This is a genomic window from Alteromonas sp. S167 (assembly GCF_036864375.1).
In the GTDB taxonomy this organism is placed as follows: domain Bacteria; phylum Pseudomonadota; class Gammaproteobacteria; order Enterobacterales; family Alteromonadaceae; genus Alteromonas.
Map to the genome: position 1 here is coordinate 114,402 of NZ_JAZETR010000006.1, position 22,734 is coordinate 137,135.

Annotated in this window: 15 protein-coding genes and 1 tRNA gene; 12 read left to right on the forward strand and 4 right to left on the reverse strand. The window is 40.3% G+C overall.

From position 1 onward, the window contains the following. Positions 1 to 43: 43 nt before the first annotated feature. Positions 44 to 835, reverse strand: a complete 792-nt coding sequence (gene gloB, locus V7R35_RS10935) for a hydroxyacylglutathione hydrolase (RefSeq protein WP_334014861.1) — start codon at positions 833 to 835, stop codon at positions 44 to 46. Positions 836 to 921: 86 nt separating this feature from the next. Here gloB and V7R35_RS10940 point away from each other — a divergent pair, with 86 nt between their 5' ends. Further along, complete coding sequence (locus V7R35_RS10940) at positions 922 to 1,713, forward strand: methyltransferase domain-containing protein (RefSeq protein ID WP_334015016.1); 792 nt, start codon at positions 922 to 924, stop codon at positions 1,711 to 1,713. A gap of 177 nt (positions 1,714 to 1,890) precedes the next feature. Here the strand turns inward: V7R35_RS10940 and metG are convergent, their stop codons facing one another. Beyond that, the gene (metG, locus tag V7R35_RS10945; protein ID WP_334014862.1) at positions 1,891 to 3,918 is read right to left on the reverse strand and encodes a methionine--tRNA ligase; all 2,028 of its coding nucleotides are present in this window, start codon (positions 3,916 to 3,918) and stop codon (positions 1,891 to 1,893) included. Positions 3,919 to 4,026: 108 nt separating this feature from the next. Here metG and apbC point away from each other — a divergent pair, with 108 nt between their 5' ends. The 6 genes from apbC to V7R35_RS10975 all read left to right on the forward strand — a co-directional run bounded on the left by apbC (position 4,027) and on the right by V7R35_RS10975 (position 10,503). Further along, positions 4,027 to 5,130, forward strand: coding sequence for an iron-sulfur cluster carrier protein ApbC (apbC, locus tag V7R35_RS10950; protein ID WP_334014863.1), 1,104 nt, complete (start codon positions 4,027 to 4,029; stop codon positions 5,128 to 5,130). A gap of 104 nt (positions 5,131 to 5,234) precedes the next feature. Next, positions 5,235 to 5,828, forward strand: coding sequence for a dCTP deaminase (gene dcd / locus V7R35_RS10955; RefSeq protein WP_334014864.1), 594 nt, complete (start codon positions 5,235 to 5,237; stop codon positions 5,826 to 5,828). Positions 5,829 to 5,849: 21 nt separating this feature from the next. Next, positions 5,850 to 7,295, forward strand: a complete 1,446-nt coding sequence (locus V7R35_RS10960) for an SLC13 family permease (protein WP_334014865.1) — start codon at positions 5,850 to 5,852, stop codon at positions 7,293 to 7,295. 91 nt (positions 7,296 to 7,386) lie between these two features. Continuing rightward, positions 7,387 to 7,463: transfer RNA gene (locus V7R35_RS10965), tRNA-Pro, on the forward strand. 228 nt (positions 7,464 to 7,691) lie between these two features. Continuing rightward, positions 7,692 to 8,093 carry a hypothetical protein gene (locus tag V7R35_RS10970; RefSeq protein WP_334014866.1) on the forward strand — a complete coding sequence of 134 codons (402 nt, stop codon included), beginning with the start codon at positions 7,692 to 7,694 and terminating at the stop codon, positions 8,091 to 8,093. A gap of 1,060 nt (positions 8,094 to 9,153) precedes the next feature. Further along, the gene (locus tag V7R35_RS10975) at positions 9,154 to 10,503 is read left to right on the forward strand and encodes a hypothetical protein (protein ID WP_334014867.1); all 1,350 of its coding nucleotides are present in this window, start codon (positions 9,154 to 9,156) and stop codon (positions 10,501 to 10,503) included. Between the two features lie 876 nt (positions 10,504 to 11,379). Here V7R35_RS10975 and V7R35_RS10980 read toward each other — a convergent pair. Both V7R35_RS10980 and V7R35_RS10985 read right to left on the reverse strand, forming a co-directional pair. Then, entirely contained in the window at positions 11,380 to 11,544 is a 165-nt protein-coding gene (locus V7R35_RS10980; RefSeq protein WP_156844054.1) for a hypothetical protein, read from the reverse strand. A 79-nt stretch (positions 11,545 to 11,623) separates the two neighbouring features. Then, the gene (locus tag V7R35_RS10985; RefSeq protein ID WP_334014869.1) at positions 11,624 to 12,742 is read right to left on the reverse strand and encodes a hypothetical protein; all 1,119 of its coding nucleotides are present in this window, start codon (positions 12,740 to 12,742) and stop codon (positions 11,624 to 11,626) included. 1,156 nt (positions 12,743 to 13,898) lie between these two features. On the opposite strand from V7R35_RS10985, the gene V7R35_RS10990 reads away from it, so the two are divergent. The 5 genes from V7R35_RS10990 to V7R35_RS11010 are packed head-to-tail and all read left to right on the forward strand — an operon-like array spanning position 13,899 to position 22,730. Further along, positions 13,899 to 15,695: a sigma-70 family RNA polymerase sigma factor gene (locus V7R35_RS10990; protein ID WP_334014870.1), complete on the forward strand. Its 1,797-nt coding sequence runs from the start codon at positions 13,899 to 13,901 to the stop codon at positions 15,693 to 15,695. Beyond that, on the forward strand, positions 15,688 to 17,103 hold the full coding sequence (locus tag V7R35_RS10995) for an ATP-binding protein (RefSeq protein WP_334014871.1): 1,416 nt from the start codon (positions 15,688 to 15,690) through the stop codon (positions 17,101 to 17,103). The genes V7R35_RS10990 and V7R35_RS10995 overlap by 8 nt, the downstream gene beginning before the upstream one ends. Continuing rightward, on the forward strand, positions 17,100 to 19,991 hold the full coding sequence (locus V7R35_RS11000; protein ID WP_334014872.1) for a Z1 domain-containing protein: 2,892 nt from the start codon (positions 17,100 to 17,102) through the stop codon (positions 19,989 to 19,991). The genes V7R35_RS10995 and V7R35_RS11000 overlap by 4 nt, the downstream gene beginning before the upstream one ends. Continuing rightward, positions 19,975 to 20,970, forward strand: a complete 996-nt coding sequence (locus V7R35_RS11005) for a PD-(D/E)XK motif protein (RefSeq protein ID WP_334014873.1) — start codon at positions 19,975 to 19,977, stop codon at positions 20,968 to 20,970. The genes V7R35_RS11000 and V7R35_RS11005 overlap by 17 nt, the downstream gene beginning before the upstream one ends. Beyond that, positions 20,970 to 22,730, forward strand: coding sequence for an AIPR family protein (locus V7R35_RS11010; RefSeq protein WP_334014874.1), 1,761 nt, complete (start codon positions 20,970 to 20,972; stop codon positions 22,728 to 22,730). The genes V7R35_RS11005 and V7R35_RS11010 overlap by 1 nt, the downstream gene beginning before the upstream one ends. Positions 22,731 to 22,734 lie beyond the last annotated feature (4 nt).

Below are 22,734 nucleotides of genomic sequence, written 5' to 3' on the forward strand. Positions count from 1 at the left end.
CACTGCAAACCCGTCATTTTACGTGAAGTAGCCTGCTTTTGCATCAAAACTCATCTTTCCAGCGACGAACAGCAGCAAATACTGCTATGTCATCATTTAATGATTGTTCACTGAATGCTTCGGCAGAGGTTTTAACAGAAAGTTCATGTGAACGTAAAAAGGGGTTAATTGCTTTTTGTTGGCCTAGCGTGGTGGGCAGCGTTGGTTCGTCAGCCGCGCGCTTGATATCAACCCAGTCACTATATTGCTGTAAAGCGGCATTGTTTGGCTCTACCGCGAGTGCAAAGTTTACGTTGGCCCTTGTATATTCATGGGTGCAATAAATTTGCGTGTCTTCGGGCAGTCGCTTCAGCTTGTTTAGCGAATGATGCATTTGTTCAGGTGAGCCTTCAAATAATCGCCCACAACCAGCAGAAAATAGAGTGTCACCACAAAACACTAAGCCATGGCCTAAAAAAGCGATGTGATCAAGCGTGTGACCTGGTACTTCCATTACATGTAGAGACATTGAAAGCAGCGGCAGCGCTACCGCATCGCCTTGCGAGACCGACTTAGTAATGCCGCGAATATGCCCACCTCTAGGGCCAATTATGGGTAAATCGGGAAGTGCTGATGCCAGCTTCGCAATACCGCCAGTGTGATCTCTGTGGTGATGAGTGATAAGCACCGCTGAAAGGCTTAAGTTGTTTTTCTTTAAATAAGCAAGCACTGGCTCGGCGTCACCAGGGTCAACAACTACGGCATGCTTTTCGTTATGTACACACCAAATGTAATTGTCGGTAAACGCCGGAATAGGGTAGATAGACACACCAGAAGGTAAGGTATTCGCTGCCATGTTTTGCCTGCTTGTGTAGGTGAAATTATGCGTTACTATAGGAGCTTGTTACTAACAGAGCAACCAAAGAGCGTGCTTCAGTGATAATGAAATCGGCGTTTAAAGCAAAGCCTCTACGTTACCCTGAAAGCTGGGGCGACTTTCCAGCAGGTGAGCATATACAACACGCTATATCGGAGGTGTGTAACGATTTTGCTGAACGCATTTTTGGTTATCACTTTGCCAAAATTGGTGCGCTTAGTTCCTGCATTTCACTAAATAATAGCCCAATAAGGCACCACATAAACTACACACCGCAGTTGCTTACTAAATCACACCAGCAACCTCTTAATAAAAAAGACAGTGAAAGTTATGTAGTGGGTCATTCTCATTGCCTACCGTTTTCTGAAAACAGCATCGACGGCTTTGTGCTGGCAAACGAGCTTGATTTTGCTCAAGATCCACATGAAATACTGCGCGAAGTTGACCGTGTAATAACACAGAACGGGTACGTTATTATCAGTGGTTTTAACCCGCTTAGCTTAGCCGGTATTGCTAAATATTTGCCGGTAAAACGAGACAACGTGCTGCACGATGCGCGCTTTTTTACCAGCTACAGAATTAAAGACTGGCTGCAGCTTTTGGGGTTTGAAATTGTTGAGCAACGGCAAGTACTGTTTTCAACGCTGTTCTTCCAACAAAAGTGGAAAGGGGCGGCAAGGCTTCAGCATTATTTATCTTCCTATTTACCATGGTGTAGCGCGGTGTATGTTATTCTCGCTAAAAAACGCGTTATTCCTATGACCGCCATTAAGCCGAAAAAGAAGTTAAAACCTCAGTTTTCTGCTGTAGGTGCAAGTGCTAGGGCTTCGTCTGCAAGCAGGCTAGCAAGCAAATAAACTGCTGGCGGGTAAGAAAGGTATTAGAGAAGTAATAAAGCGCTAACACAGAGGCTGCAGTGACGAGTTTTGCTTATGACGCTTAAACAAAAAAGCCATGAAAGGGCTAAATAGCGCCTGTTCATGGCTTTCTAGTTTTAGTCAGGTTTGAGCCCAGGTTTATACCTAGTTCACGCGTTATTTAACTCGCATACCTGGTTTCGCACCTTCGTGTGGCTCAAGGATATATAGCTCATCGCCACCAGGGCCCGCAGCTAATACCATGCCTTCACTCATACCAAAGCGCATTTTACGCGGGGCAAGGTTAGCCACCATTACCGTGTGCTTACCAATAAGCGCTTCTGGTGCGTAGGCCGATTTAATACCTGCGAATACCTGTTTAGTTTCGCCGCCTAAATCCAGTTCTAAGCGAAGCAGCTTGTCTGCTTTTTCAACGTGCTCCGCTTTGGCGATGCGTGCAATACGCAAGTCTACCTTAGCGAACTCATCAAACGAGATAGTATCGCTAATCGGATCTTTAGCTAGTGGGCTGTCAGGGTCGATAGCCGGAGCTGCTGGCGCTAGGCTTTCTTTTGAATCTTCAACCATGGCGTCAATTTTCTCCATCTCTACACGCTGCATCATAGGTTTAAACTTGTTGATGGCGTGGCCTGTTAATAGGGTTTGTAGTGAATTCCAGTCGAACTTGTCGTTTAAGAATCCTTCTGCTTTTTCTGCAAGTACTGGCAGCACAGGCTTTAAGTAAATAACCAACAAACGGAACATGTTGATACCCAGCGAGCACACATCGTGTGTAAACTGCTGCTTAGTCTCGTCTTTGATGGTTACCCAAGGTGCGTTGTTGTCGATAAACTGGTTTGCTTTATCGGCCAAAGCCATAATTTCACGCACGGCTTGGTGGTATTTACGCTTTTCAAACAGTGCAGCAATGCTTTCAGATGCGTTTTGGAATTCAGCAATAAGCTCTGGCTCAATCACGTTGTCAGACAATTTGCCATCGAAACGCTTAGTGATGAAGCTTGCACAGCGGCTAGCAATATTTACCACTTTACCTACTAGGTCTGAATTCACTTTTTGCGCGAAGTCTGTAAAGTTTAGGTCGATGTCAGTTACGCCATCGCCAAGCTTAGACGCAAAGTAATAACGCAGATATTCTGGGTTCAGGTGGTCTAGGTAAGTACGGCCTTTAATAAACGTGCCGCGCGACTTCGACATTTTCGCGCCATTTACCGTTACAAAACCATGAATATTCACGCCAGTAGGTTTGCGGTAACCCGCACCTTCTAGCATGGCAGGCCAGAATAGACAGTGGAAATACGTAATGTCTTTACCAATGAAGTGGTATAGCTCTGCGTCTGAGTCGGCTTTCCAGAAGTCGTCAAACTCAAGGTTGTTTTGGTCGCAGAAGTTTTTAAAACTTGCCATGTAGCCAACGGGTGCATCCACCCATACGTAGAAGAACTTGTTTGGCGCCCCTGGAATTTCAAAACCAAAATACGGCGCATCACGGCTAATGTCCCACTGCTGAAGACCTTCAGTGAACCACTCCTGTAGTTTGTTCGCCATTTCTTCTTGAAGGGCACCAGAGCGGATCCATTCTTTCAGCATGCCTTCAAATTTTGGCAAGTCGAAGAAGAAGTGCTCAGATTCACGCAGTACTGGTGTAGCACCAGAAACAACACTGCGAGGGTTCTTAACTTCTGTTGGGCTGTATGTTGCGCCACATACGTCACAGCTGTCGCCGTTTTGATCTTCTGCGCCACAGCTTGGGCACGTACCCTTTACAAAACGATCCGGCAGGAACATTTCTTTTTCAGGGTCGAATAACTGGTTAATAGTGCGCTTGCTTATGTAACCTGCATTGTCTAAACGCGTGTAAATTTCTTCACACAACGCCTTGTTTTCTGGCGAATGGGTAACATAGTAGTTGTCGTAATCAACGTGGAAATCAACAAGGTCTTGATGATGTTCAGCACGCGTTCTTGCCACCATTTCTTCTGGAGTAATACCCAGCTCTTGGGCTTTTAGCATTACTGGCGTACCGTGTGCATCGTCGGCACAAACACTGTAACATTCGTTTCCGCGAAGGCGCTGAAAACGAGTCCAGATGTCGGTTTGAATGTGTTCTAGCAAGTGGCCTAAATGAATAGAGCCATTTGCGTATGGCAACGCACTGGTTACCAGAATTCGGCGTTTTTCTGACATAATGACGTTATTGATTCTTTGCGTTTCAAAATGGCTGCAAATACTAGCGGAAAACCGCGTTTTTTGCATTACGTAATTCACACAAATCTAAACCTAGTAAGGCATTTTATGTTCTTTTCTCGCAAAGCCTCGCCTTTAACACAAAAAGTTGCTGCTATTTTGGCCAAGTATTTTTCATTAGACGCCGAAGATACCTTACCTTGGTGCAAGTTCAGTAAACCTGAGAACGAGAGCGAAGGGGTTACGGTAACGCTGCCATTTTGTATTGCCACACAGTTAGAAACGCTAAAACATGAAGTGATAAAGCAGCTAAAAGGCGCACTTGATGAAACGCAACTTATATTCAAAACAAGCGTGGCTAGTGGTGAAACAGAGGTAGCGCCAGTTACTAACGTGAAAAACATTATTGCGGTAGCGTCGGGTAAGGGTGGGGTAGGTAAGTCTACAACCACGGTAAACCTTGCCTTTGCCCTTATGCAAGAAGGTGCCAAAGTAGGTATTTTAGATGCCGACATTTATGGCCCGTCTATCCCCATTATGCTGGGTAACACCGATGCTCATCCATCGAGTGAAGACAACAAGCATATGCAGCCACTTGAAGCACACGGTATGGCCGCAAACTCCATTGGCTACTTGGTGCCGCAGGAAGATGCGGCGGTATGGCGAGGGCCAATGGCTAGCCGAGCGTTAAAACAGTTATTAGATGAAACATTATGGCCTGTGCTGGATTACTTAATTGTAGATATGCCGCCAGGCACCGGTGATATTCAGTTAACTATGGCGCAGCAGGTGCCCTTAACGGCGTCAATTGTGGTTACCACACCGCAAGACCTAGCGCTTGCCGATGCCCAAAAAGGTATTAGCATGTTTGAAAAAGTGAACGTGCCTGTATTGGGACTAGTTGAAAACATGAGTTATTACCAGTGTAGAGCCTGTGGTACCAAAGACTATGTGTTCTCAAAAGATGGCGGCGAAGCACTTGCCGAGCGCCATGGTTTACCGCTTTTAGGGCAGTTGCCTTTAGATATTCATATTCGAGAGCATGGCGATGCCGGAACCCCATTACTTGTAGCCACGCCCGATAGCCCTTTAAGTGAAAGTTATAGAGAAGCAGCACGTGCGTTATCAATGCAACTAGCGCTAACAGTGCCGCCTAGAAAGTCTGGTGTGAAACATATAAAAGGCGACCCTATTGGTATTGTTGGAAAATAAATTGGCAATTATTTAATAAAAACCCATTAAATCCTTAAGCCGTACAGTTGATTGGCGCAGGCGACATACGCATAATAGCCGCCTAATTTACAGAGGAATACACCATGCGTTTGTGCGACCGCGACATTTACCAATATCTACAAGACGGGAAAATTAAAATTGACCCATCGCCAAGCTACGATCAAATCAGCGGCGTGACAGTGGATATTCGCCTTGGTAATAAATTTCGCGTATTTGAAGATCATCAAGCGCCATTTATCGACCTAAGCGGCCCAAAAGCCCAGGTTCAAGAAGCGCTTGATCAAGTAATGAGCGATGAAATTGAACTTGAAGAAGGCAAAGCGTTCTTTTTACACCCAGGCGAACTTGCATTAGCAATTACTCATGAGTCGGTAACATTGCCAGATAACATTGTTGGTTGGTTAGACGGTCGCTCGTCTTTAGCGCGTTTGGGGTTAATGGTGCACGTAACGGCCCATCGAATCGACCCAGGTTGGTCAGGCAATATTGTGCTTGAATTCTATAACAGCGGAAAACTACCACTAGCACTTCGTCCAAAAATGAAAATTGGTGCGTTGAGCTTTGAGGTGCTGTCTGCACCAGCCGAAAAGCCCTATAACGCGCGTTTAGATGCCAAGTACAAAGGGCAAGCTGGCGCAGTAGCAAGCCGTATTTCGTCAGATGACGAGAGCAAATAAAAAATAGGTAACTGACAGCTAATGCCAAAAACTCCGCCAACTGCTTCAGCCCCTCACAATACAGCCGGTAAGAAAGCGACCAGCAAAAACCTCATTGTATTGCTGGCTTTTATAGTAAGTGTGCTTAGTGGGGCAGGGTTGTGGTTTGCAGGTCAGCCTAGCGATATTTTTCTTACAGCGGCCATCACACTTTTCGTTGCTGTTTTATGGGTAACAGAGGCTCTGCCCATACCTGCCACATCAATGCTGCCTTTTGCGCTATTCCCGCTGTTTGGTGTGCTGTCGCACAGCGAGGCGGCGTCTTCTCTTGGTAGCCACGTTATCATTTTATTAATGGCTGCTTTTATGCTCTCAAAAGGGCTAGAGCGCGCCAATTTACACAAACGTTTTGCTATCTATATGCTGCGTATTACCGGCAGTGGTAGCGCCCTGAAGTTAATCCTTGGTTTTATGCTTACCACTGCGGTACTAAGCATGTGGATTAGCAACACAGCCACCATATTAATGATGCTGCCTATGGCCATTGCCATTATTAACGCAGTAGACAACCCTCGTTTCGGCATAGCGCTTATTTTGGGTATTGCCTATTCAGCCAGTTTAGGTGGTGTTGGTACACCTATTGGCACACCACCGAATATTATTTTCATGAGCGTTTATGAAGAAACATTAGGCAGTGAATATAGCTTTATAGAGTGGATGAAAACCGGTGTGCCTATTGTAATTATAGGCGTGCCGATTATGGCACTGTGGTTGGCGCGAGGGCTTAAACAAGTAGGCGCAATTAACCTACCTGAGCCAGGTACATGGACTACAGCAGAAAAACGTGTGTTGATGATATTTGGCACCGTTGCTATGGCGTGGGTGTTTCGCCCGTTTTGGACCGCATGGATTGGTATAAGCACCATAAGCGATAGCACTATTGCAGTAGCAGGCGCTGCCGCTATGTTTTTAACGAACAGTGGTAACGATAACGGCCAAATAGACGCCAAAGGCCATAGGGACAAACTGCTAGACTGGAAAACCGCCAATGATATTCCGTGGGGCATGCTGCTACTGTTCGCTGGTGGTATTTGTATAGCGAAGGCGTTTAGCGCCTCGGGCTTAAGCGTGTTAATGGGCACATGGTTAACGGGCTTGTCGACATTTCCGGTGTTACTTTTAGTACTTGGCATTTGCTTGTTTGTGACGTTTTTAACCGAAATTACGTCTAATACCGCCACTTCTACATTGCTAATGCCTATTTTGGCTGCAGCAGGTTTAGCAGTAGGTGTAGACCCCAAATTACTAATGATACCAGCAGCAATTAGCGCCAGCTGTGCCTTTATGCTGCCTGTTGCAACCGCACCCAATGCCATTGCTTATTCTACTGACAAGTTCGATATAAAGACGATGGCGCGCGAAGGAATAGTGCTGAACGTACTGGTGGCAATGGTGGTTACCGGTGTTTGTTATCTAACGCTTGCGTGAAACTGGTTAGCAATTAGGCGCTTAACGGCGCTATTTGTTAAATGTCGTTGCAATGTGAATAAATATGAGTACTATTACTCGCTCTTTCGGTCGGTGTGTAGCGCAGCCTGGTAGCGCACTGTCATGGGGTGTCAGGGGTCGGAGGTTCAAATCCTCTCACACCGACCAATCTCTCCTATTTTTCAATGACTTACCCCACTCATTGATTGCTCATGAAATGAGCGTCCCAAAACTGTCCCATAATTGTCCCATTATACAGTAGTACAAGTTTAAGTTTTCCTACCTGTTCATTCATAACTAACTTTCCGTTTCTGGGTTGGTACTCATATACCAATGGTCAGAATTCTCCATAGTCGTAACTAGTTAATCCTGAGGTTTACTAAACAGGACATCACTATGACAAAGAAGACTCAGAAGCGTGATCTGCAAATCATGTTCATTCATCAGTTCAAAAGAGCGACAAGAACACCATGGCCCGACAAATTCCGTTTATGTTGGTATTTCAATCCAAAAACACTGGATTACGTCTACGAACATAAGAACGAGCAATTTGTTACGAACGGGTTTGTTATCTCAGACGGTCTCGCAAATGAGCTTCCAGAAGAGTTCAGGAAGAAATATTTCGAGCCATCGGAGAGGTGCTTATTGTTCTTATTATTCGAGCTTCAAATCGTTGGTTTTATCAATTCAGATGAAGTTGATGATGGAGAGTTTGAAAATGTTTTCGGTGTAACGAAACATCGTTACTTTTCAGCTGAAGCCATTGATGATTGGACTACGCAGGTTGAATCACTTTAAGGGCTGCTTTGCAGCCCTTTTTTATTATGTGCTAAAAGCTCCTTTTTGTGCGGTGAAGTCTTTCATCAAAAAAGTTCGTGCTATTAAATCTCGCTGTAAAGAATTTGCAATTCGTCAAAAATTCATTAAATTTTCAAACAAGGACACATACTAAAAGGGATATCGAATGAAAGCTGGAGCTATCTGTGAGTGAATTAGAAGCTCACCAAATCATTTGCTTGGTGCTAGGTACTATGAGCGGGATTTGTCTTACGTCGTTTTTCATAACTTTGAACCCGACCTTTGCACTGGCAAATATTCTATTCATAAGCAAAGTAGTTCGAGGTATGGAACGATACTACGATGACAAATTGTGTAGAAAAAGTGGACGTGAGTTGATGTCGCAAGCATTATTGCGATTCTTTTAAACAAGGTATGAACTTGAGTAATGGAGTCGCCGTTGGCTTCGAACTTTATACTGCGGAAAATTTTTGGGTTCTATCCAAAAAAGAAGTCCTAGATGAGGAATTTTGTTATGCAGGAATTATGGTTTTTATTACCAATGCTGATATTAATTGTAGGTTCTTTATTTATAATCAGTAGAGCAAATTATGATGATTGATTAGTTCGCTGCATTCCACTATGTATTTTTAAGTTATTTTGTCATCGTTATTCTGCGCGTAAACCCTTACGAAATGAACGTAAAGTTTATGGGAAATATTTAGCGCAAGATTTTGAATGAGCATAATACAGTATTGGCTCAGTGCATTTTTTGTTCGCGGCAATAAGCGGAACCTTCGTTATACGCTACTCCAACTGATTTCAAGTGCTATGTTTGCCTGACTCGAAAAAGAACAAATAGACGCTAAAAAGTTAACACGACCACTTATACAATCACGACCGAATACTTCTTCATGTCGAACCTTCATTATTGTAAAATGATACACCGCCGCTCTGTCTGCTAAAAAAGCAATTAAAAAAACCACCTAAAGAACTTTAAAACAGCCCTGTTAGAGTTCCGATTAGAAAGTCGATATACTCCTTGCGCTTCAGTAAAATTAAAAAAAAGGAAAAGGATTAAATGAAGAAGTTCGCAACTGCTGTACTGCCCATTTTATTAACAGGCTGTGTTGCTACAAGCCAGGGAGTAAAAAGAGATCAAGAGGAGCTAAAAAGTACCTTTAAAAAAAATAATATCAATAATGTATACGCTCAGCTAATCCGAGAAGGAAATAATTATAAATTCACAAACTTTACCCTAAGTGATCAATATAAAAGCACGCGAAACCAAGCATGGGTTAATTTGGGTAATAAAGAGCCATTATGGAATTATTCAGCAGTTGAAATGTGTGTTGTAACTAATACTGGGGAAGACTCGGAGAGAAGGCCATGCTTGACAGCGAGTGAGGCAAGGTTCATGGAGAGAACATATGACGCTGAGAATGTATTTGCTACAGTTGCAATGGTTGGGATTAATATGCTCAAAGGGCACAAAGTAATAGTGAGTTTTCAGGCAGATGACTATTTTGAGGCATACAGTAGTGCTGAAAGTATCGCTTTCTCTAGTAACCATGAACAGTCAAAGCAATTGGCTTTAGTTACTGAGACAGTAAAAAAAATAAGTTCAGAATACCAAGCCTTAAAGCATGACTATGTTGTTTTAAATCAAAAGTCCCCTCCTGGCTTTGAAATTGGCGAAGTCCTACCTTCTGCAATTTCATTCTCGGAAAAATTTAACTCTTTCGATGGCTTATTGGATTATTTGGCTGGTTATCAAGACGCTCTGGACACTGCAAAATTAGATATAGAAACCGAAAAAACAGAAATGGATAATTTTATTAAGCAAAAAGAGTTGTTAGCTGCAAAGCAAAAAGCAGAATATCGAAATAAGAGAACGGTTGGAACACGTCAGGAGCAACAAGCTGCTTTGGCAAAAATTAAAAACACTTATGATGCGAAAGCGTACTTAGTTAAATACCGATGGAACGTCTACAAAGACAGCGTTTTATATTCTCAAGGTCAAGAACTGTATGATAACTTTCTAAAAAAAGAGTTTACTAACGACTATGAAAATCTCAGTGACTTATCGAGCTACAATAGCTTTATTAGTAGATACGCTCCTTTAACTGGAACCATAGTTGATGAGCAATTAATAATAAAAGCAAAACAGAAGCAAAAAGCACTAATACAAGCAGAACAAAAGAGAAAAATGGAACAATTTATTAGCGTAGTAACAAATTTCAGAGCCGAGTTATCTGAAGGGCAAGATAGCCACTGTGGCCTTATTGTTGAAGTAAAAGATAAAATTGTAAATGTACAAACGATGGCAGGTTTAATGTTTATCAAGCGAGATCAGCTTTATCCTGTTGGTAGTGCCCCATGCAAGTTTTACAATAATGTTTATCAGCCACCTGCCGATTTGCCAATTTAAATTTGGCCCGCCCTGAACTAGGTTTAATCTAATTTGTGTTAGCTCAGGCTTGATCTGAGAGCCACCTGTTTCTAGACGATGGCCGTCAGCTTTTGGCACAACTCGAAAGTTTAAAGCGTAAACGCTGAAGGGCCGTTCCTGTCTTAAGCGGGCTATAGGAGTTGTTTGAGCCTATATCTACTATATGTTTGTAGCTGTCAGGCAAATGGAGCTAAACCTAACCAACATTTTTTAATACAATATATTTTGCAATAGAAAAGCACCCCTCTTGGGGTGCTCAATATTATTCGCTTCTTAGCTTATGCGTAGCATATAAAGAAACTAAAATTAATAGCACTGCTATCGCAATGCAGCCAAACGATAAAAGTAGTAATCTATCCGTTAACGCTTGGTATTCGATATTGTCGAAATGTCCAATTATGGCAAAAGCTGTATTAAAAAATGAATTTAATGCAGCTATTGCTACTAGTGAATTGCTCAGTGCCATCCATTTTCGGCTAAAGCGTGAACAACGGTTAAAAAGCCTCTCATAGTTTATTTTCATATTGTGTTCTCTTAGTTGATGTCCTAAAAATAACTAAGCTTTTTGCATGGAAATTTTTTCTGTCGCGCCATGAGTTTTAGTTTTTTTGACTTTTTTGATCGACGGGCGAAATTAAATATCTTGCTTAATGGGCAAAGGCGCTAACGCTAAAACAGTTCTTTGCAGCATCGCAGAAAGAACTAAGGCGAACAGTGATGTGCCTTAGTATGCTATGACTTTCTTTAATTTATTCAATTGACTTGAGGCGGACGTGGAGTAACTGCCGCCACGGAATATTATCGACTATTTAGGGTGGTTAACGAAGGTATACGAAAAGTTTGCTTGGTAAGTGACTATTTAATAATGGCTGAGTCAGACAACTCTTTATCCATGATCGCTAGAGTTTCATGAGCTTCGGCGAGCACACTATTGATCGCACCGTAAACCTCAACAGTGCTTTCCTGCTGCTGACTCGACGTGCATAGAGGTATGTGCGTTAAATATGTATTGTTTATCATTGCGATACTCGATGCATATTGAAGCTTGAAGCCATAAAAAAGCGGAGCCTTTAAGGCTCCCAGAGGTCACTCCAAGGACTTATTCTAAAATTCCTAGCGCTTTTCCAGCGTCGCGAAACCCGTCCAACCTAATTTCAATTACCCTATCCTGGGTGTTTTTTGCGAGTTTTTCTAATTCTGCTAATTGTCCAATGTAGTTCATCTTATTTGTCGCTGCACCGTTCTCATCACTCAATTGACGCTTACTATTAAACATAAGCTCATAGATTAGACTACATTCAGATGATTTGAATTTTATACTATCGAGCAGCAGTCGTTGTTGGCTGGAAGAGAAAGGAGAACATCGACTATCGAATATTCGAGTATGTGCTTTCTCTATCTGTGTTAGAAACCGCTGGCGATGACTGTACATATGCACAAACTCGTAAAGGCCGTCGTTCGATTCCAGTTCCTCAAGATATTTAATAAGTATTCTGCGTCGTATATCTCCATTATTTTTATTTTTTGAGTTTGATGCTTCCATTTCGATTGCTATTTTTGAGCCGGTATTAGCGTCGACAACTAGCGCATCTACGAGCCTAGGGTCATTTCCTCTATGTTCAAGTTGTATCGCTAGGTCACGTTCGGTTGCGAATCCAGAGATTTTTTTCGCTTTTGCAAGCTTTAAAACAATTAGCTGAACTGAAAGATCATGGATGAGGTTTCGTTCGTTCACTCTGCTCACGTCTGAGCGTAAATTCAGTTCTCGATTCAAAAGAAGTTCTGCCTCTCTAACCCCGAAAGACTTCAGGGTGATAAAACTGCGGTCAGTATTGGCAAAAGTCGGGTGTACTGATATGACCCCTTTTTTTTTCAATCTATTAATCAGTTTGTTAACGCTCTCTCGATTGAGATCTAGGTGACGTTGGATAACCGTTTTACTGGATACGCTAAAAGCTCCAGTGATTGCAATTACAGCATTCTCTCTCACCAACCCCCGTGCTGCCGGATCGCTAGGGGCAGATATACAGACGTGACGCATTGAAGTTTCAATTGCTCTTTCTATGTAATTCATTTCTTCTCCTTTTTTTGATTTCACAAGTACATAGAAATAGCCGAGGGGAAATAAGCAGGGGAAAGCAGTTTGCTTTGCATCCTGCCAGCGCTTCGCTAGGCTAGGCATACTGCGTAATGCCAGCGTTTTTCTAACGAAAACCATACACAACTTCGTTTTAGCAACCCTTCTGCAAGCGAGAGCTGACGCGACTTGTCGCTGCTCACGCACTCATTGCTGCGCGAATTCGACATAAGCGTTGCTCGGAGTCAGCTACCGCTGATTAACCACTATTTTCCCTTTCTTCTGCTCGGGGAAAGCGTCGCGTGGGATACCCCGCTCGCAGTGTTCACAACGGTGTTGCGAAGGTTGCAGATTATTGCTGTGCAATACTCAGCAAGTTTGCTGAAGCAAACGAAAAAAGTGGTTAATCTGCGATGCTGACTCCGGCTTCGAGAACCGCTATGTTTCACAAAGCAGTTCTCTACGCAGTAGTTGTTGAGCTGCGCTCAAGCTGTTTTTTCAAACTCGTATCGAGTTTGTGGCTTGACATCTTTGATGTAAAACAAAGGAAAGAGGACTTTGCGGCGCTCACAGCGGTATTTGCTCATTTAAATTGTATGGAACCAATTTAGCACGTCAAAGAAAGGAGAAAAGTAAACAGGATGGAAGATAACCGCGAACACATCAAAATAACTATGGATCGCGGTTCAAATCTATCAAGCGACGGTATCGATCGGTGCTGCTGAAAATGTTGCATCTTTAATAGTCCGAAGAAATGCACTCGATAATCTCATCAGCTGAAAAGCATAGTCTTCATATAGTTTGCTTAGTGCGTTGATTTTGAATGTTCTCAACATAAAAATGTCGTTACAAGCGTACCTTAATGAAACATAACAATATTTGATTAGTTTATTTTTATGAAGTAAAGGTGATCAACGAAAGAGCCGTAATAATGCAGAGTACAAAAAGTAAGATGGTTAGCTATCGTAATGAATCACTCGCACATGAATCTCTACTTTTCAACTGTTTTAATATCAATTGTTTAGGTGTATCTTTACTACTTAAGGATAATAATAATTTTCAGTCGATCCCAAATAACAAGGATGTAACATGAAGTTTACAAGCGTTCTGTCCCTCGTCACCAGAGTCGAAAAGCCCGAGTTCATCAATTCTATTGACTGTATCCTAAGCAGACCTGTCAAACAGGATAAAAAATAGCGTATTAGTAAGACAAACTTCATGGAAAAATTAGTGCGCTTCGAGAAAAAAGCGCTTTTCTATGGAGAAAACAGATTAAAAAGCATTCAGGTCAGGAAGTATGAATCGATTAATAAGCATAGGGATAAAAACTGAAAGTCTAACTATTATTCAAAAGTACACATCTAATTGCTCTTTTCAAGATGAGCTAATAAAGAAAATTTTTTCAAAGTCGTTAGAGTTAAATAAATTAAAAATTTTGGTATTTTTGTTTGATAAGTTTGGTCGAGAGCTTTTGGAGTCGCTCAATGACGAACAGTTGGAGAAAATAAACAAAAAAGCTGAACATTATGAGAAGCTTGCCTTAGTTTTAGATTCTAAAGGACAAGTCGAGCCAGCCATCGCATTACAAAATGGCCGTGAGCTTTCTCAATATTCTGATTGGGAAAGTGATGATGATGATACAACATTCCAAGCGAGTGACTCTCAAATCCTATCAACAATTGCGGAGTTGGATAAGAAAGTAAGTACAGTTACGCTCAGTCAAGAGGGAGAGTTTTGGGATGAAGTCTCGTCTGAACTCTTACCAAAGGCAAACTCTCTAACTCAAAACTTTTCTAAGTTTATACACAAAAATAAAAGTTCTTTACGAAAGTTTTATAGTAGTGATGTCAATCCAAACCTCAGGAGCGAAGAACTCAAAAAGCTTTTTGGTGATGATTTTGACGATTCTGAATTATTAATCGCGATAGAAAAGTTAGATTCAGATATTGAAAATTTTGATGATTGGCTCGAAGCGCTAGATAGCTTTTTAGCTAATTCATCAAACCCTAAGCTATCAAATCCTGCCTATTATGGATATTTTGGTGATCTGGCAAAAGACATTTGTAAACCGTTGTCAGCTCATGAAGAAAGCTCAATTACCCTCAAGATTCAAAATAATTGTTATGCGCTATTATTTGGCTTAGATAATAAGCAATACCAAGAGGTTATAGAAAACATAAGCACCGAGTTCAACGAAGAGCGTGACAATCCATACATATCTTTTGACTTTGATTCAAATAGAGAATTCATTGTTAAAGACAGCCTTGATACGATGCTTTCAACACGTACGGCCTTTATTAAACCTCTAAGTTTTATTCGGCTTTTACGAAATACCTGCGACTTATCCTTCGAATTACAGCGTGTTATTGAAGAGATTCATCAGTTAGTTTCTGAGTTTCAACTCAGTAATCTACGTCTAGTTATAAGTTTGGTAAAAAAGTATAAAAAATTTTATGCCGATGACTATTTGGATTTAGTCCAAGAGGGAAATATTGCAATACTTTCAGCATTAAATAAATTTGAACCAAGAAAAGGGTACAAGTTTTCAACATATGCTACTTGGTGGATAAAACAAGCACTTACTAGGTATATAGATTCGAATATCAGCACCGTTAGAGTACCTGTTCACATGGCCGAAAAAGTCAAAAAGGTGCAGTTTTATTTCAGAGAGCAAGGAATAGCTCTTTCGTCTGAAACTTTGAAAGAAGCTGAATTTGATGAAATATCGCTAAAAACAGATATCACTATATCTGAGTTGTCTTCATTTCATCAGATGCTGTTTTGGAGGGAGGAAATTGAGAACATAGACAACTTGCAAATTTATGAGCCGAAATCTAACGATGATAGCGTACAGTTTATTGAAAAGCTTTTCGAGGGCGAAACTCTGAAAGAAAAAGAAAAGCTGATAATAACATACAGGTTTGGTCTTAATGGTAACTATGAGAGAACACTCGAAGAAGTAGGTCAAGAGTTGGGAGTGACGAGGGAAAGAATTCGACAAATAGAAGCGAAGGCCTTGGAAAAGCTGGAAGTTAAAGCTGGCCTATTAATAGATAGCGCTCCTACGGCATATGGAGAAAGTATTAATGAGTAACAAAGACGAGCTGATTGATGCTCCTCCTATAGCAATAAACCTTATCAGTTCACTTCGGAGCATCGGGTACACATTAGAGTCTTCTGTAGCTGATTTGATAGATAACTCGATTGCCGCAAAAGCTACTAAGATTGATTTACAATTTAATTGGCATAATGGAAAAGCCAGTTTTTATATCTCAGACAATGGAAACGGTATGTCAGAGCAATCGTTGCTAACTGCTATGACATTTGCATCGAGTAACGTATCGGAAGATCGCACAGGATACGATTTGGGAAGGTTTGGACTCGGATTAAAAAGTGCAAGTCTAGCTCAATGCAAAGTTTTAACAGTGATGTCTAAGCAACTTGATAAAGCAACCAATTTATTTCGCTGGGATCTTAATGAACTTGAAAATAAGAGCGCTAATGGTTGGGCTTTGATAAAACTTAAAGATCTGAAGGATATAGAAAATAGCGACCTTTTGAATGAAAAGGGAACTGTGGTTTTTTGGGATGAGATGGATGCTATATACAAAGTTGGTGTTGGTGAAAGTGAATTTTTAGATCTCGTCGATAAGGTGGAAAGTCATATAGCGAAGACATTTCACAGATTTTTGGAAGAACAAATCGCACTTACGGTTAATGGCAGAAAAGTTCTCCCAAATAACCCTGTTACACCACAAAACGCTTCTTATATATCACCAACTGAAAATGTTGGTTCTAGCAGTATGCCTATTGAATTAAAGGCTTATGGTTATGAAATTAGTCAAAAAATCAAGAGTAATTTTGGTCTCTTTTATATTTATCGTGGTAGTAGGGTTATATGCTCAGGGAAAATTAAAGACCTAATTCAACTTGATGTCCGAAACATAAACTTGACTATAGACATTACAAACAAGCTCGATTTTACATGGTCTATAGATATTGCAAAAACCAATGCACAGCCTCCCAAAGAAGTAACCTCAAGAGTAAAAGAGTTTATTTCTTGGGTTTTAGAAAAGGTTCCTAAGGCCAGAAAAAAAACCATTCGAACATTGGGAAGCAAGGATAAAGATATTTGGCTCACTAAAGAAAACGAACGTCTGGCACCACTTCTCATCAACAGAGACCATCAATTAGTGAAGAAAGTTCTTGGTTTTCTTACTGGTGAAGAATCAAAATATTTTCAGAGTCTTCTCGTGCAGTTAGAAAAAGAAGTACCTATTTCTGTCGAGGTCATTACTCAGCAAAATATAAGCCCAAAAGGACAGTATTCTGAATTGTCGGAGCGAGGTATAAAAGATATCAAAATTCACTTGTTGCGATTGACAAAAATAAAAAAGATGTCGATTGAACAGGCAAAAGAAAAACTTAAGAAAGATGCAATTTTTTCTCAGTATTCTGGAATTATTGATGAAGTTTCCGATGGTTTAAAGGAAGAATTATGAAGGATATTAACAAAAAGATTATCAAAGCAGTCTCGCCCATAGTCGAGTTCGCTCTAATGGAGTTTGAAAACCCTTCATTGGAAGAGAGGGACGAAATTGTCCGTGCGAAAGTTAAAGAATTTTTATCCGAACACATAGAAGGAAAGGTTTCCTCAGCAATGCTCGCGCAAGTCAATGAAGAGCAAATTGTTAGCACGATAAGGATAAGTACATGTAAATGGGATTATAAAGTTCAGGTGATATCCGATCCCACTAATCACATTGCTTGGTTAACAGAAGAAAAGAAATCTGGTTGGAGTTACTGGCCTAGTTATGCTGAATATCTAGAAGGTTACTTAGACGATAGCACCATCGAAAATCTTGATGACTCCACTGATAGAGTTATCGAGCAATTAGAAGACCCTTGTAGAAACGAATCTTGGGACAGGCGAGGCTTAGTTGTAGGTCATGTTCAATCTGGAAAAACTGGGCACTACACTGGATTAGTAGCCAAGGCTGCCGACGCGGGCTATAAAATAATTATAGTATTAGCTGGTTTGCATAATAATTTGAGAGCACAAACTCAATTAAGATTAGAGTCTGGTTTTCTTGGGTTCGAAACAGATGAAGATGGTGAAACGGGAAGAAGTATTGGAGTCGGTAACATTAGGGCACCAGGGATAAAGCCAAACGCAGCGACAAATCGGTCTGAGAAAGGAGACTTTAATAAATCAAAAGCTAAATCAATCCAAGGAATCTCTCCAGAAGAAAAACCTTGGATATTCGTTGTTAAAAAAAATAAGAGTGTATTGGAGCATTTATTAAACTGGATAAAGAAGAGGGTAACGGATTCAGAAGACTCAGAAACGGGTAAGGCTATAGTTGATAAACTTCCTCTTCTTATTATCGACGATGAAGCTGATAATGCGTCTGTTGACACAAAAGAACAAGTTTATACACAAGATGATGAAGTAGACTCGGAACATAATCCAACAGCGATAAACAGTCTTATAAGACAAATAATGCACGTTTTCTCTAGAAAGGCATATATTGGATATACAGCCACTCCTTTCGCCAATGTTTTCATTCATAATAAAAATGAAACGAAGAGAGAAGGAAAAGATCTATTTCCCAATAGTTTTATCGTAAATTTGATTGCGTCGTCTAATTATGTCGGCCCATCGTTTGTTTTTTCCGAAAAAGGCCAAAGGCTGTTCACTAGATCAATCACTGACAATGTAGATAACAAGGACGCTCCTGAAATAGGTTGGATGCCCAATAAGCATAAATCGAATCATATACCCTTGTATGAATCTCAAGCGATACTCCCGCCATCGCTAAAAGAAGCAATCCATTCTTTCATTTTAGCTTGTTGTACACGTCGATATAGAGGTGATGGTGATGAACACTGGTCGATGTTGGTACATGTCACGCGATTTAATAATGTTCAAGGTATAGTTAGTGAACAAGTCTCTACTTATGTTAAGAGTTTAAAACAGAAACTAGCGAGAGGAATTGGCCAAGAAGACATTTTAGATTCTATGAGAGAGCTTTGGAATCGAGATTTTAAAAAAGTAAATGAGGCATTGCTCCCAGAGGACAACGTTGAAGAGAGAGAATTTAATATTAAAAACTTTGATATTAAATGTTTACCAGAGTTCGACGTGATAGAGGAAAACTTACTTAGTGTCTTAAATGAAATTCGCATCTTAACTATAAATGGTCTTGCAAAAGATGCGCTCATGTATGAGGAGTTCAAAGAGGTTGGACTGAAAGTAATTGCTATAGGTGGTGATAAGCTCTCGCGAGGTTTAACTTTAGAGGGACTTATGACTAGTTACTTTCTCAGGGCCAGCAAAATGTACGACACTTTAATGCAAATGGGAAGATGGTTCGGTTATAGGCCTCGATATTTAGATCTGTGCAGACTATATACAACCGATGATCTGACTGAATGGTTTTCTCAGATAGCCATAGCTAGCGAGGAATTAAGGGAGGAGTTTGATATCATGGTGGCTAAAAATCAGCGGCCACATGAATACGGCCTTAAAGTTCAAAGTCACCCTGGCTTACTAGTTACTTCCCCTTTAAAAATGAGAGCAGCAAAAGAGTTCAAACTTTCTTTTAGTGGTGATACTTCAGAGACGGTTGCATTTAGTAATGTGGCCGATATCATAAAATCAAATACTTCTGCTATGGAAGCTCTTATTAATGATATTCCACCGAATTTAATTACTAAATCTGGTTATAGTCATACAAATTATGAATCAAAATTTAATGGCATAATCTTCGACGGTGTAAAAAGCGATTTAGTGATCAATTTCTTAGAGCAATATCAGACGCATCCAGATTCATATAAATCAAATAGCTCCTTGATCTCTAAGTTTATTGAACAAATGAATAGTGTAGGTGAGCTTACAAATTGGACAATAGCGATAGCAGGTGGTGACAAAAGTAATCAAACATTTAGTTTAGGCGACATAACTTTACATGCTTCGAGAAGGGCAAAGCTTTTGACGTCTGACGACCGCAAGATTTCTATTCGTAGATTGCTAGACCCTAAACATGAGTTGCTTGGTACAACTGAACTGCAATATCAAGAAGCGCTGAGCCTAACAGTACAAACTTGGAAAAACCAAGGAATGCAAGGTGAGCAACCCAGTTTTCCGAAGAATACAAATATCAGATACGTTAAGGGCAAAGGACTCCACGCGAATAGAACTAAAGCTTTGTTAATCCTATACATGCTAGAAATTAGAAATAAAAATCAACTAGAGCCGGATAATAAAAACTTAGTCCCTGCATTTGGGGTAAGTTTCCCTGCGAGTAATTCTGGAGTTAAAGTTCCATATATCGTTAACAATGTACTTCAGCAAGAATGGAATTTAGAGTATGGCGGCTCAGAATAATTTGGAACTAAGACAAGGCTGGAATCTTCTTACGGAGAAAGGCTCTAATCGAAAAGGAGTAGTGTCTTCGCTTTGGCAGAAACATGCATTTTGCAATATAGTTTTGGGGGTCGAACACCCTCACCAATTAGAGCAGGTTCGTGTTGAGTTCAAGAATTTTTATGACGATAAACTTGAAGAGTTTATTGATGTCGAAGGATTAAAAATAAAGTATTTTCATAGTGCCAGTGGCGAACTCACTGTCACTATCTCAAGAAACTTACATAGCTCACTTAGTATCTTCGAAACAATCACAAATGATATTCTTGAGGCAATATCTAAGCTTTGTCACAAGCCAGGACGTGAAATTTTTTATGGAGTAGATAAACGAATAAGGATTTGGTTGAATTTTTTAAAACAGAAGTCTCCAAAACAGCTATCTACAAGAGAGCAAATAGGCTTATTTGGGGAGCTTTTACTTTTCAAGTCATTAAAAGAACGCTTTGCTAACGAAGCTGTATGGATGAACGGTTGGAAAGGGCCAGAGAAAAACAATAAAGACTTTGTTTATGAAAGCTTTGAATTAGAGGTTAAAAGTATTTTAAGTGATGAGGGTCAAATAAAAATTTCTAGTTTGCAACAATTAGAAATGAATCAGAAATGTCCTCTCTACTTAGCTATTTTGAAACTAGATGAAGTTTCCGAAGGCGAAACATTGCCAACTTTAGTCGATAGATGCTTAGAATTGTTTGAATCTGAGTTTAGTCGGGATATTTTTATTTCGAAGCTTGCATTAGTTGGTTACTCGCACTTCGATAAAAATCTATATACAAAAAAGTTTTCGATTAGGAATGACACGATTTTACAAGTTGATGAGTTTTTTCCACGACTTACAGCTGCTGTTGTTGACAAGCAAATAGTCAGTGCGAGCTACGTGATTTCTACAGCCGGACTAGAAAGTTTCGTTGTAACGGGAGAAAAAATATATGGAGATTTATAGTGGATATTAATGAGTTCTTGGTGGAAATTTACAATGATGTTCGTACTGCACAATCCGAACCAAATTCTTCAGAGAAATTCGCTGAGAGCATTTTCACCGAAATGGTTATGGCTCACATGTCAGAAATAGGCATGTCTAACGAAGCGACAGTTTGCCACTACGAGGATACGTGGGGTAATGCAAAGCTAAAGTTGTCAGGGTATGCCTTTTCTGAGGATGGTGATGCCCTAGACCTATTTATTAGTCACTATGTGGGAGCTAATGAAATAACCCCTCTACCAGACTCGATAGTTAAAAAACTGGCTGAACAGTGCCTTCGATTTATAGGTAAATGTGCTGAGGGTAAATTATCTGGGCAAGTATCGTCCAATCTCGATGTACATGACTTAATTCTTTTGTTAGAAGATTTATACACGAAGTTAGAGCAAGTTAGGTTATTCGTTCTAACAGACTGTCAAACAAAGTCAAAAAGATTTGCGCCGCGGGAAATAACAGGCAAAACCATTCAACTTGAAGTTTTAGATATTGAGCGCCTGTATAACCATCTGAGTGCGGGAAAGCCAAAAGATGAAATTGTATTTAATGTTGTAGAAAAGTACGGCGCTGCTATTCCTTGTATCTATATTCCGAATGAAAATGAAGAGTATGACTATGCTTTAACCGCCCTCCCAGGGGAAATTTTAAAATATCTGTATGAGCGCTATGGTGATAGGCTACTTGAAACTAATGTTCGCTCATTTTTATCGCAAAGAGGTAAGGTTAATAAAGGAATAAGAGACACTTTATTGGAAGAACCCACTAGGTTTATGGCATACAATAACGGTGTCGTGATGGTTGTTGATGAACTAAGCTTGGAGAAGACCCCTGATGGCTCTTCTGGTCTTGCATGGCTAAAGGGGATTCAAGTTGTAAATGGAGGGCAATCAACGGCATCTTTATATTTTACAAAAAGAAAATATAAAGATACTGATCTATCAAAAGTAAAAATCGCAGCCAAAATAATTGTAGTCAAGAATGATGATATTTCAGAGCCACTGATAGCAGATATTTCAAAGTATGCAAATAGTCAGAATGTTGTAAGACAAGCGGATTTAAGCTCGAATAAGCCGTTTCATATTGAGTTTGAAAAACTAGCGAACACTATATTTTGTCCAGATGGTATGTCTCGTTGGTTCTATGAAAGATCCGCTGGAAGTTATAATGTTATGCTAGCGCGTAATGGAGTGACACCTGCTAAACTGTCCAAATTGAAAAAAGAAGTTCCGACATCTAGAAAAATTACGAAGACGGATCTAGCTAAATTTCTTTTTGCGTGGGAACAAATGCCTCACTTTGTGAGTTTGGGAGGCCAGAAGAACTTTTTAGCGTTTATGGACTATGTTGAAGAGAGTCAAATTGAAGTTGACCAATCTTATTTTAAAGAGTCTGTAGCGAAGACTATCTTATTTAAAGAGACTCAAAAAATTTGCCGGAGAGCTTTTGAAGCATTTCAAGGGAATATTGCAAATTATACTATTTCTGTATTGTCGAGGTTGGCAGGATCAAGCTTCGATTTAGAATTAATATGGAAACAACAAGCTCTTAGCGAAGAGCTTAAAGTCTACTTGGTTCAACTTTCACATGTTGTAAAGGTTCAGTTGGAAAAATCTTCAGGAGAAAAAATGCTATCTGAATGGGCAAAAAAAGAGCAGTGTTGGAACGATATAAAAAACACTAATTTTGAAAGACCAAGCCCTAGTATTCCAGAAATTAAAAACTGATTTA